The sequence below is a fragment of the Bacillus sp. A260 genome (assembly GCF_009861435.1).
Taxonomy (GTDB): Bacteria; Bacillota; Bacilli; order Bacillales; family Bacillaceae_G; genus Bacillus_A; species Bacillus_A cereus.
In genome coordinates this window covers 1,096,157-1,108,633 of sequence record NZ_CP046398.1, presented here as the reverse complement: position 1 = coordinate 1,108,633, position 12,477 = coordinate 1,096,157, and the positions used below count along the sequence as shown (strand labels likewise).

Below are 12,477 nucleotides of genomic sequence, written 5' to 3'. Positions count from 1 at the left end.
ATAATATGTACTACATATATACTAAAAATTTCATTTAGAGATGGAGCCGATTTCAATGTTTGAGCAAGCGATTGAAAAAAAACGTGAAAAAATGATTTATTTTGCTGAACGCTATGGAATGACTTCTCAAAAAACAGTGGATTGTAGCCAAGAACTGGACAGGCTCTTAAATGTAATTTGTCATGTACATACGGATTTACACCCTAATCAAACATTCAAAACACACACGCAATAATGCGTGTGTTTCTTTTATTTCAAAAAAATACACATTTTATTGGAAACGCCCATACAATAGTAGAAAAGAAAATTTTAAAAACGAAGGGTGTTTTGTATGCCAGCTATGGTCGGACATATTCGTATCGTCAATATTGGATCAAGTGGTATTTTTCATATTGGAGATGTATTTGCGATTAGGCCTATTAGTTACTCACGTGCTTTCGCCGGGGCCGGCTCTTTCAACGTTGGAGATAATGTTTCTGTCTACAATTATCAAAGTGCAACGACTGTCAACGATTCAGATGTAATCGATCAAGCGATAATTGGCTCAACTTAAAGGAGGCAATTGCATTGAATTTTTATGTAAACCAAAGTATCATCATCAACAGTATTAAAATTGATAGCATTACAACCTCTTCTGTGTTCCAAATTGGTACTGCCGGAAGTATTAAAGCCCTATCTAAATTTTCAAATACGGGCGGATTTACGGAGCCGCTTCGCCCATTACAGGCGAAAGGACAAATTATTTCTATCAAACCATCAACTAGTTCTTCTTAAGACATCCTTGTCATAAATATATAGCAGGAATATTTTTACCCTCCCTATTGAAAAGGAGGTTTCACAAATGAATCAAGATATATATACTTACTTACACCAACTTCAACAAGCTCTTCAAACACAACAAGCAGCCATCTTGAATTTAGAAGATCAAGTGCGCCAACTCCAAGAAGAGCTTAACGAATTAAAAAATCGCCCCTCCTCTTCTGTAGGAAAAGTGGAATACAAATTCGATCAATTAAAAGTCGAAAATTTAAATGGTACTTTAAATATTGGTTTAAACCCATTTTCAGCAAAAGGACAACAAATTGAAGATTTTCAAGTGGATACAGAAACATTGAAGGTAAACCCTGAAACCGAAACAAACCCAGACTTTTATCAAGGTATCCTCCAAGAAATGCATCGATACTTAGATGAAGAAGCATATAATCGTATTCTCCATTTTGAACAAGAAGAGAGAACACCGCTTGATGAAATGTATCGACAAATGATGGTGGATGACATAAAAAAACAGATGGAGCATCGACTCCCTTATTATTTATCACAAGCGCAATCATATGAAGGTATTTCAACAGATCCAGATTATTTACGAGATATCATTATTCAGGCAATGAAACAAGATATTGACAAAGCCTTTCTCTCCTTTATTCAGCACATACCGGGAAATTTTCGAAAGGAGTAAGTATGTATGAACCTTAACGTTGTAAACCGTGAGTTAAAAGTCGGACAGATTAAAATGAACGGTGTATCGTCGTCCGCACTCTTTTTAATTGGAGATGCAAATCTCCTCATTCTATCTTCTATTCTCGATACACCATTTGAAACAGTTACAGAGGGTCCATTTGTACCATTAGTAACAGATGTCCCTCCTACTCCAGGTTAAGGAGACTGAAAAATTATGTTGCATCATGTGTCCATTGTCCAAAATGTTTCTATTATTTCTTTAGGGATTACTGCCGTATTTCAAGTTGGAGATGCAAACCAAATGGAATTAAAAAGTAGAGCTATTGCCGTCCACCGTGAAATTCCTTTTTATATACGGGGAGAAGGTCGCTTTGATGCTTTTGAAATCTTTACAGATGAACACATTACAATTCCAAAACGAACGACAGATGTAAAATTAAATATTGTAAATGAATGCCCTTTTATTGAAGTGAATAACGTTGAATTGCGGACACTTTTAAATTCTGGTTGCTTTCAAATTGGAAATGTTGATTATGGTTTTAATAACTCTCGTATTATACAAATCCGCCAATATATTACGGATGAACCTTCCGCACAATAATTCATATAGTAATTAAAAAGCTTAGTAAAGTAGGTGGATAGTATGCCTTCAGTTGTAGGAAATCTCGTCGTGCAAAACAGTAACGGCTCTTTCAACTTAGGAGATTTTTATAACGTATCTCCGAAAGAAAACACGAAAGCCTATAACGGATCTGGAGCTTCCAATGTTGGGTTTGTCGTGAATACGTTTAACGGTGTTAGTGCAACGAATACATTTGATTCTGATGTGGCAGATCAAGATCAGATTGGAACAGCGTAAAAAAAGTAGGAGATATTCTCCTACTTTTTTCTTTTATGTAATTCAAAATTATTAAAATGAAATTTTAATAAGCAAGAGCTTCACTGTCCACAAATAGTGGTATAAACACGTAAGTAGTGAAGAGGCACTATTTCATTTTATTTAAATGATAACCCACTCTCCTCCAAAGCCTTCCTAAGCTTCGGCAAAGACGCAGGTCCCATACCATGCAGTTTTAAAATTTCTTTTTCACTATATTTTGAGAGTTCTTCTACAGTTTGAATTCCACGGTGCTCTAATGCCCTTCTTGCTGGCGCTGAAAGAAGAGAGAGAAAACCTTCTTTTGGTTTTCTCTCTTTCTCACAGACTGGGCAAGTTGGACAATCGCTACTTTTATAGTACTCGTGTCCCTGTTCACAAGTTCTTAACGTTTTTTCCGTTACCATTTTCAAGCCCCTCTATTCTTCAATATTTACAACGTGATTCCCATCAAAGAAGTATAAACATATCTCTTTTACAGGATGTTGTAAGCTTTTCTCCAGCGCTTTTGCATATAACGAAAGCTGCACTTTATATCGATCCTCTAAAATTGGTTTCGCTTGATCGAATCCGCCTGGGAATTTCCCTTCAATCGTATCTGTTTTGAAGTCGATTAACGTAATGCCATCTTCCTCTTCAATCATGCAGTCGATAACCCCTTGGACAAGAATCGTTTCTTCACTCTTCCCTTGCCAATCTTGATATGCTTCTTCTGCTGCAAGCATCATCGTAAATGGTACTTCACGCTCAACACTTTTCGCCGCTAATACCCTTTTACCTAAGTCACTGTCAAAGAATGAAATTACTTTTTCAATCGCTATTTCTTCCGCCTGCTCGAATGTTAATAATTCCTTATTTACCATTCCAGCAATTTGCTCTTGGAGAACTTCAACCGTAATCGGCTTCTTCAAATCAACATGCTGCATAACGGCATGGACTGCTGTTCCGCGCTCTGCGTACGTTAACCCTTTTTTCTCCATAAAGCGCGGGCGTGTTTTAATTGGTGCACGTAGTTTTTTAATAAAGGCGTTATCGCTACCTTCTTCAGATTGATAATTTCTCTTTATTTCTGTAACAGATTGCTTCGCACGATGAGATGTCGCATCCTCATATCCGTACTTCCACATTAATCTGTCGTACACTTCTTCTTTCCGTTCACTTTGCAGGGGAACAGCCTTTTTCTCACGAAGCGCTTCTAACAATTCTTGTTTCTCTTCTTGAACTGGCTCTGGTGCAAGTAGTGTGTTACCGTCCACAACTTCTACTTTCCAGCTAGTGTCATATCCGTAAATTTCATCTGGAATACTTCCTTGTCCTAATTCAAGAAGCATTTCACTATCACGGTGTCTATATAATGAAGGTGCAATCCAGTCTAAATAACAAGACGCACCGGCACGTATGTGATCTGGTAATAACCATTCACTATGTTCCCTCGCATCAAGCCATTTTTCCATTTCCTTATTTGCATCCTTAACTGTTCCGATTAAAATTAACTTCTCTTTCGCGCGCGTCAACGCTACGTATAGTACGCGCATTTCTTCCGCAATTAATTCCATTTTCATTTTACGCTTAATCGCAAGCTGTGATAATGTTGTATATTTAATTCGTTTACGCGGATCGATAAATTGCGAACCGAAACCGAAATCTTTATGCAGTAAGAAACGCTTCATTAAGTCTTGTGTATTAAAACGACGACCGAGTCCAGCTACAAATACGACCGGGAACTCTAGCCCTTTACTTTTATGAATCGTCATAATGCGAACAACGTCTTCTTGTTCACCTAGGGCTCTCGCCGTACCCATATCATCACCGCGTTCTAAAATACGTTCAATAAAACGCAAGAAGCGGAATAACCCTCTAAATGATGTTGCTTCATATTGTCTTGCACGGTCATATAGTACGCGTAAGTTTGCTTGTCTTTGCTTTCCTGCTGGTAAACCGCCAACGAAGTCGTAATAACCTGTCTCACCGTACACTTTCCAAATTAAATCAGAAAGGGATTGTTGACGGGCAAATTCACGCCATCCTTGCAGTAAGTTATAAAACCACTCTAATTTATCATGAAGTTCTTGCTCCTCTTCAAGCGGTGCCCCTTTTAAGAATGAGCTCATTACTTCATAAAACGAGCCTTTCTTTCCATGAGCACGAAGCGTTGCAAGTTCTTCATCGCTCAATCCAACGATTGGGGAACGAAGTACAGCGGCAAGCGGAATATCTTGCATCGGATTATCAATAACGCGGAATACGTTCATCATAATATTTACTTCCGTCGCTTCAAAATAACCAGTCGCGAGGTCAGCGTATACTGGAATTCCTTGTAATTTTAACTCTTCCATAATTTGCGGGGCCCACGGCATGGAGCGAAGTAAAATAACGAAATCGCGATATTGCACCGGACGCATACTATCATTTTTACGGTCATACACTTCATAACCGGAATCAACTATCGCTTTAATGCGCTGCGCCATAAGGCGAGCTTCAAGCTGTGCTTTTTCGACTTCTGCACCTTCTTCACCGTCTATTACTTCTTCTTCCGTTTGCTGAATACATAATAATTCTGCTGCTACATCTTCACCTTCTGGATAGGTAGCACCTAGCTTTAGTTCAGCGTCAGCATCGTAGTCAATTTCCCCAACTTCTTCGCCCATAATTTGTTTAAAAATAAAGTTCGTACCTGCTAGTACTTCATGACGACTACGGAAGTTTTTCGCTAAGTCAATCTTCATTCCGCCGCCCAATCCTTCTTGTGTGAAACGTTTATACTTTCCTAAGAATAAGCCTGGCTCAGCTAGTCGGAAACGATAAATCGACTGCTTTACGTCACCAACCATGAACAAGTTTCCTTCACTCTCAGAATCTTTCGTTACGAATTTAATAATGGATTCCTGTACAAAGTTCGTGTCTTGATATTCATCGACTAATACTTCAGCAAATTTATTACGATATTGGAGCGCCACTGCTGACGGATTCATTTCACCATTTTCACTTTGTTCACTTAAAATTTGTAAACAGAAATGCTCTAAATCGGTGAAATCGACCATTCCTTTATCTCGCTTCATCGCTTGGAAACGCTCTGTAAATACTTTTACAAGTTGAACAAGCTTTTCTAATACTGGGTGCATATCTTGAAAATCTCGTAAGAAACTTTCAGGTTTGCGGCTAAATAACTCTTCTTGTAATTTCTTCACTTCATCTTTCGCTTTATTACGAAGAGAGTCTACTTGTTTTACAACATCTTCATTGTAATCACTTTTCTTAATACGCTTTAACGTTTGCCACGATACGTTTTGCATCGCTTCATACACACTTGTCCACGACTCACGAGCAGCTGATGATAGCGTTCCAAGTAATGCTACATCTGCTTGCAGGGTTTCAATGCGAGGCGCTGGACCGTCAGGAAGCATTGCGAGTTCAGTTGCCTTACGAATATGCTGTTCCGCTGTTTCAAGCTGGAATTTCACATCTTCTAATAAATAAGAAGCATATACTAAATCTTCAATTGTCTTTCCTTCTACGTCATATGCTTCTACTAATTTATCAAGCCATTTTTCCGGATTTGGATGCGCTCTTGACTCTGTATGAAGCGCTAAAATCATACGTTGCAAGTCATCATCACTACGGTCACTCGTATAACGATCAACAAGTTCAAAGAAGATTGTATTATCTTCGATTCCGTACTCTTCTTCTAATATGTCATCTAGCACTTCTTCTTTTAACAATTCATTTTCTGTTTGATTCGCAATACGGAAACGAGGATCAACATCAAGCATGTAGTAATATCCTCTAATTACTTGTAAACAGAATGAGTGAATTGTTGAAATGGAAGCTTTATTTAATAGGCTCAGCTGCTTTCTTACGTGTTGAGAGCCTGGTTCATCAATTAATACCTTTTCTAACGCTTCCCCGATTCGGTTTTTCATCTCTTGCGCTGCTGCATTCGTAAATGTTACAACGAGCAGGCGGTCGACATCGACTGGATTCTCTTCATTAATAATCTTTTTAATAATACGTTCAACTAATACTGCTGTTTTACCTGATCCAGCTGCAGCAGCAACTAAAATATCACGTCCGTTTGCTACAACAGCTTTCCACTGGTCATCTGTCCATTGACTACCTTCTGGTTTTTTAGGCCAATTTTCTATCATTCTCCGCCAACCTCCTCTCTTATTTTCTCCATCGCTTCGCTATCTTTCATATCTTTTAACGATCGGAACTGATTATCTTCAAGTGACTCATCAAATTGACAAACAGACTTGAAGTTACAGAACGTACATGCTGCTTTATTTCCCATTTTATAAGGAGCAATATCGATAACACCTTCTGTAATATCTTTTCCGATATTTTCAAACGTATGGTGTACATATTTTTGCAGTACGTTAAACTCTTGCTCACTTGCAATACTTGAACGCGCACTAAAGCTACCGTCTTTTTTCAGGCCAGCAGAAATAATATCTGAGCTTCCTGTTGAAAGTTTGTTATCCATTAAACGAACAACGTCAGCATCTCCTAATACGAGTCCTTTCATTTTAAATTTCTTTAAAATTTCTTTTTCAATTTCAGCTTCAGATGCGTCACCTTTCATCTCAACGATTGGGTTATGAATATGGAAATACAATACACCAGCTGGTGATGCTGCGTGGCCTTTTTTCATCCACGTCTGTGCATTCGAAGTAACGACATCTAAATACGTTAACATTTGAAGTGCTAATCCGTAATACACTTCCGTTAAATCTAACGCTTTTGAACTTGATTTATAATCAATAATACGTAAGAACGTCCCGTTTTCATCTTCTGCCTTATCAACACGGTCAATACGGCCGACTACTTCCATCTTCACACCATTTGGTAATGAGAATTCCATCGGCGGAAGTGATCCTGTACCACCCATACCGAACGGCACTTCTAAATCAACTGGTACGAATCCGCTTGACTTCGCATGTTCACGAAGAATGATTGAAGTACGGAAAATGATTTGTTGTAGTTTTTGTTTTAAATAGAAATGACGGTTTGAACTTAATAAAATTTGTCGTTGTAATAACGGTGCGATTTCTTCTATTACTAAAACAGAAAGATGCTCACACTCTTTTATGGATAAATCCGCCCAAGTACGGTTTTCACGCAATAACTTGTCCGCAATTTTCTTTAATGCCGCATGGAATAATTCGCCGATGTCTGGCGCATCAAGCTTGAAAATATCACGCTCTCTAAGCGATAAACCGTGCTGCGCAAAATGAGCGTATGCACAACGGTTAAATAGTTCCATACGAGAGACACTTCCTTTAATTATATCTCCGTATAAATCTCTACTTACTGCTGTACTTAGTTTCTTCGCACGATTTCGATAGAATAAACTTGATAAGACGCGGCTGCTTTTTTGTTTCCATTCATCTGAAGTTACGTAGAAATTATATACGTCCCACCAAAAGTCTAAATTCCCTTCAAATCCGTATCGCTTCCACGTTTGTAGTTGCTGCATAACGTAAGATAACGTTACTTCTGGCGTTGCTACGTATGAAATTTGTTCTGAACGTGATAAATCGTTTACATCATTCGTAATAAATGAATCTTTCACATTAGGGAACATTCTTTTTATTTTCTTAATAAAGCTAGACGCAAGTAACGTCTTTCCTTCTTCATCTGCAAGCGGGCATGAAATGTATAGCTTCTCAGATGCTCTCGTTACCATTTGATACATAACGAACTGTTCTTCTAACAAAGTTTGTCTCGTCGTTGGCGCTAATTCAATCCCTGCTGCACCAAGAACTTCTCTTTCTTCATCAGAAAGCATACCTTCGTCCATAGGTGCTGCTGGAATAACACCCTCATTTACACCTATAATAAACGTTGCTTTCACATCAGATAACCTGGAGTGATCAATATTAGCAATTAACACTTGGTCTAATGACGGCGGAATGTTAGCAAATTGAAGCGCCTCAAGACCAGTCGACATAACGTCCGTAAACATAGAAAGAGACATTTTCTCTTCACCAAGCATCTCTACAAACGTATCAAGAAGGCTCATTACTTCTTCCCATACTTGTTCATGATCTGTCGCAAATAAGAAATCTCCACTTTCTTCTGCACGTATACGTAATTCTTCTAGTTTTTTCGGAACATCCAGTTCTTCTAAAAATAAGTAAACTGCTTCACACATTTGCATAACTGTTCCTGCACGCTTTAACCTTTTTTGCATGCGAATAACAGGTGTTCTTACAACGTCACGTAACCTATTTATTTTCTCTTCCATTTCACGTTCACTGTCTGTGATCATCCCGTTCGTATCATCAAGAGAACGATAACGGCGATACATCCATGGATCCTCTGAAGTCCATCTCTTTCCTTGTACACCGTACGCTAAACAGTAATTTTCAAATTCATCCATTTCTTCACGCATCGTTTCTTTTCTTACGTCTAATGGATATAAAAGCTCTGTTTTCACGCAACGGAACACCGCATCATAACGCCAATTCCCACTAATAATCTCGAGTGCAGAACGAATACATTCTACTAATGGGTGGTGTGACATCGGGCGCTTTTCATCGATGAAGTGCGGGATATTATAATCTGTAAATAACGTTCGCATCACATCGTAATAACTTTCCCCATTACGAAGAAGCACTGCAATATCCCGGTAACGATATTTTTCATTCGCAACAAGTTTACGAATTTCACGCGCAACACCTTCTACCTCCGCTCGTAAATTCGCAGCTGTACTAATCATTACACTCGCTTCACCGTTAAATTTTTCATTCGGACGCGCTTCATAATGAGCTTCTAAATGCGCTAATGCCGGAGAATGAAAACGCGGCTGTTCCATAAGTGGAATTGTTTTTTCAATTTCTATTTTCTCTTCACGCGCTACTTGTTTTATTTTTTCATACGTTAACGTCGTTTCATAAAATAAATCGAGTTCATTTACTGGCTGCGCTAACGTTTTTTCATCTATCGTTAACGTGATTGTAACTCTCGCTCCGCAAATCATAAGCTGTCTTACAATCTCTAACTCTTGCGGGGAGAATGAATGAAATCCATCTATATAAATTTCCGCACCATTTACATATTCAGACTGCGGAAGCTTTTCCACTAGCAATTGCAGGTAGTCTTCTGAATCTAAGTATTTTCCAATTAAAGCACGTTCAAAATCATCGTATAATAGCTGTAAATCATACACTTTATTCGCTAGTAACTTTTGTTCGGCACTGCTACTATGCGCATCTAATTGTTGCCACATTTCATATACGTTAGATGGCGTTACATTGTAACGTTTAAACTCTGCAATCATACTGCCAAGATGTTCAAAGAAACCGTTTTGTTCCGCTGCTTTTTGGAACACCGATAATCCATCTTTACGAGACTCTACAATTTTACGGAGTAACATATGTACACCAGCTTCATCAATATGAAGACGACTCGCTCCGCCAACTTCTTGCAGTACCTTCCACGCTAATCGTGAAAAACTAAAAACTTGTGCCCGAATAGAACCTCTTACATCCTCACTTCCAATTAACGCCTGCTGCGTCTGGAATGTCATCTGTTCTGGCACAAGATATAATATTGTTTTCCCTCTCGGGCATTGTTTTAACTCTTCTTGCACTTCGCGTAAACAAAGTGTACTTTTTCCACTTCCCGCTCTACCAATCACAAATCGAAGTGACATGTAACCCCACCTTTCACTTACATAACGAACGTTAGTTTGCTACTATAATTGTATTATAGGACACGAAAAAAGACAAACTGAGTTGTTTGCCTTTTTCTATACTTCTATCTATTATATCAACCTTTTGAAAAATTCGTTTGCACCTCTTGAATTGGCCAATATCGCAAATCAACTTTACCGACGACTGTATCAGCTTTTACAAAGCCAAAGTGTCTACTATCCCAGCTCCCGAGCCGGTTATCACCTACTACAAAAATAAACCCAGGTGGCACCAGTTTTTCTTTCGTTAACTCTTCTAATGTAAAGTCGCCTGTTAGTTGCCTTCCGTTTATCTCTTTCTTATACTTCTCTAAATACGGCTCATCAATAAATTGACCGTTTATATATAACTTATCCTGCTTATATTCAATATGATCTCCAGGTAAACCGATAATCCGCTTTACATAGTCCTCTTTTTTATTCGCATGAAATACCACAACGTCAAATCTGTTCAAGTCCCCAACTTGATAACTCACCTTATTTACAACTAGCATATTGCCATCTTGCAATGTCGGCATCATTGACTTCCCCTCTACAACATACGTTGAAAAGAAAAACGTTCGAAAAAATACAGCTAATAATACACCAATTAAAATTGTTCGTATCCACTCCATGCCTTCTTTTTTCAAAGTTTTCTTCATCTGCTTCTCCCCTTATCCTTTAATACTGAAGCTTTCCTTTACAAAGAAGACTATTCTTAATGTAGTTCTAACTTTACTTCGATTTTCTTACCGACATACCATAAAATAAAAATACCAATCGCTACAATAACTGATTTCACCGGATTATGAATAAATGACATTAAATCATGACCGATATACGTTAAAATAAAAATCATCACAAGTTTTCCGAATGCTAACGCTAGACCAAACTGTTTTACACTAATTCGGGATAAACCAGCGACAACATTTATGAGCGCTGACGGTGTAAACGGAAAACAAAATATAACAAAAATCGGTGCGAATCCTTTCCTTTCAATCCACCCCATTGCTTTTCGTACTCTCTCATGCTTATTTACAAACGAAAAGAAACGACTGCGACCAAAATGGCGGATGATGAAAAAGACAAGTAATGCACCCATTACTGATCCAAGCCATGAATAAAGAAAACCGAGCCAAAAGCCAAATGCAACAGCATTCGCCAGTACAAATACGATAAGCGGTAATGCTGGAATCAACGCCTCTATCATCGGTAAACCAATACCAAGAAGTGGTCCGAACGCTTTATAACTCTCAACAATATGATCCATATTTTCTGGTGAAAAATACTCTTTGATTGTCTGAAAATCCATTCTACACTTTACCCCTTTACTCTAAATACTATCCCTACTGTATCATTGCTTATATGAAAGAGGAAATGGTAGATACGACATATGGAGATGTATTTATTAAAGTTTCCATATCTTTCATAAGAATTCCTTCATTATTTAGCTATGATAATCTATCAATATTCGACAGGACGTGTCGTTCGTTTTGTTATTTAGATTGTTTTTTGATTTTTTCGGTAAATGAAATTACAATGGTGATTTTCTAAATATAACAATTACAACTCGGTTTTTCTAATATATCGCCTTACCTACAAAGACTGATAAAGTGAAACTTTAATCAGTGGGGATTTTGTTGATACCCCGCTTAACTTCTTTGCTTTCGCTGAATTTTGAGGCGGGGTCTTACTGCCCACAAATAACAGGATAAACAAAAAAGAATGGGGATTCCCCCATCCTTTCACACTTCGCCTTCCTTTACAAAATACACACTCTCATAAGCGGGTCTTAATGTTGATTCCTCTTTTTTATCAACCTCTTTAAAACAAGGATTCCCTTGTTTTTTCCTACGATCTTCATATTCAGTACGTAATTTTGCTGTACGATTTTGTTGATTTTCAAAACTAGTTTTTGATATCTCTAATTTCACAGCAAAGCCATTTATAAATCTAATAATAAGATTTCCATCTTTTAATTCTTTATTACTTTCAATATAAAAATGAGACAACCAAGCACACTCTTTTCTAGAGTAAGAATAGGTAGGGAAAAAATAAAGTTGATCTGCTGGACTAATCGCAATCGGTGCTTTATGTGTAATATGAGTTAACTCTTTCGTTCCTTCTTTTCTGCCTAAGAAACTAGAGCCATGCTTGCGGCAACTTCTTTCTATAATATCTAGAGGTTTTTGAAATACGAAAAAAGAATCATTCATTTCAACGACTCGCGTAACAATTTTCTTTTCACTTAGAATAACAGGAAGTAAGGCCATCGTATTTTTCGTTACAACATAATTTTCGACATAGCGTTCCACTTTACTTTCCATACTCCATTATCTCCTTTTTTCCATTTATATTAGCAGCTGCATATATAATTTTAGCATCTATGAAAAGGAAATAGCTTACAAGTTCCGCTTTTTTACAATTTTTTATCATTTATCAAACATTTGTTAAATAAAAAAATCAC

At 37.7% G+C, this 12,477-nt stretch carries 13 protein-coding genes; 7 read left to right on the top strand and 6 right to left on the bottom strand.

Annotated features, from left to right (window positions below):
- Positions 1 to 55: 55 nt before the first annotated feature.
- The 7 genes from GD442_RS05665 to gerPF all read left to right on the top strand — a co-directional run bounded on the left by GD442_RS05665 (position 56) and on the right by gerPF (position 2,317).
- The gene (locus tag GD442_RS05665) at positions 56 to 235 is read left to right on the top strand and encodes an aspartyl-phosphate phosphatase Spo0E family protein (RefSeq protein ID WP_000462841.1); all 180 of its coding nucleotides are present in this window, start codon (positions 56 to 58) and stop codon (positions 233 to 235) included.
- A gap of 96 nt (positions 236 to 331) precedes the next feature.
- On the top strand, positions 332 to 553 hold the full coding sequence (gerPA, locus tag GD442_RS05660; RefSeq protein ID WP_001111187.1) for a spore germination protein GerPA: 222 nt from the start codon (positions 332 to 334) through the stop codon (positions 551 to 553).
- A 14-nt stretch (positions 554 to 567) separates the two neighbouring features.
- Positions 568 to 774, top strand: a complete 207-nt coding sequence (gerPB, locus tag GD442_RS05655; RefSeq protein ID WP_001012508.1) for a spore germination protein GerPB — start codon at positions 568 to 570, stop codon at positions 772 to 774.
- A 67-nt stretch (positions 775 to 841) separates the two neighbouring features.
- On the top strand, positions 842 to 1,456 hold the full coding sequence (gene gerPC / locus GD442_RS05650; protein ID WP_001070760.1) for a spore germination protein GerPC: 615 nt from the start codon (positions 842 to 844) through the stop codon (positions 1,454 to 1,456).
- A gap of 6 nt (positions 1,457 to 1,462) precedes the next feature.
- Positions 1,463 to 1,657, top strand: a complete 195-nt coding sequence (gene gerPD / locus GD442_RS05645; protein WP_001052807.1) for a spore germination protein GerPD — start codon at positions 1,463 to 1,465, stop codon at positions 1,655 to 1,657.
- A gap of 15 nt (positions 1,658 to 1,672) precedes the next feature.
- Positions 1,673 to 2,059, top strand: a complete 387-nt coding sequence (locus GD442_RS05640) for a spore germination protein GerPE (protein WP_000902324.1) — start codon at positions 1,673 to 1,675, stop codon at positions 2,057 to 2,059.
- A gap of 42 nt (positions 2,060 to 2,101) precedes the next feature.
- On the top strand, positions 2,102 to 2,317 hold the full coding sequence (gene gerPF, locus GD442_RS05635; protein ID WP_001141566.1) for a spore germination protein GerPF: 216 nt from the start codon (positions 2,102 to 2,104) through the stop codon (positions 2,315 to 2,317).
- A gap of 137 nt (positions 2,318 to 2,454) precedes the next feature.
- On the opposite strand, the gene GD442_RS05630 is transcribed toward gerPF, so the two are convergent.
- From GD442_RS05630 to GD442_RS05605, 6 genes are all read right to left on the bottom strand, one after another.
- On the bottom strand, positions 2,455 to 2,742 hold the full coding sequence (locus GD442_RS05630) for an RNA polymerase alpha subunit C-terminal domain-containing protein (RefSeq protein WP_000255728.1): 288 nt from the start codon (positions 2,740 to 2,742) through the stop codon (positions 2,455 to 2,457).
- Positions 2,743 to 2,754: 12 nt separating this feature from the next.
- Entirely contained in the window at positions 2,755 to 6,480 is a 3,726-nt protein-coding gene (addA, locus tag GD442_RS05625) for a helicase-exonuclease AddAB subunit AddA (RefSeq protein WP_000572297.1), read from the bottom strand.
- Positions 6,477 to 9,992: a helicase-exonuclease AddAB subunit AddB gene (addB, locus tag GD442_RS05620; RefSeq protein WP_000058582.1), complete on the bottom strand. Its 3,516-nt coding sequence runs from the start codon at positions 9,990 to 9,992 to the stop codon at positions 6,477 to 6,479. The genes addA and addB overlap by 4 nt, the downstream gene beginning before the upstream one ends.
- A gap of 116 nt (positions 9,993 to 10,108) precedes the next feature.
- A complete protein-coding gene (gene lepB / locus GD442_RS05615; protein WP_000751919.1) occupies positions 10,109 to 10,672 on the bottom strand; it encodes a signal peptidase I in 564 nt (187 codons plus the stop codon).
- A gap of 56 nt (positions 10,673 to 10,728) precedes the next feature.
- Positions 10,729 to 11,322: a TVP38/TMEM64 family protein gene (locus GD442_RS05610; RefSeq protein ID WP_000347517.1), complete on the bottom strand. Its 594-nt coding sequence runs from the start codon at positions 11,320 to 11,322 to the stop codon at positions 10,729 to 10,731.
- A gap of 433 nt (positions 11,323 to 11,755) precedes the next feature.
- Positions 11,756 to 12,337, bottom strand: coding sequence for a competence protein ComK (locus GD442_RS05605; protein ID WP_000444443.1), 582 nt, complete (start codon positions 12,335 to 12,337; stop codon positions 11,756 to 11,758).
- Positions 12,338 to 12,477: the final 140 nt, after the last annotated feature.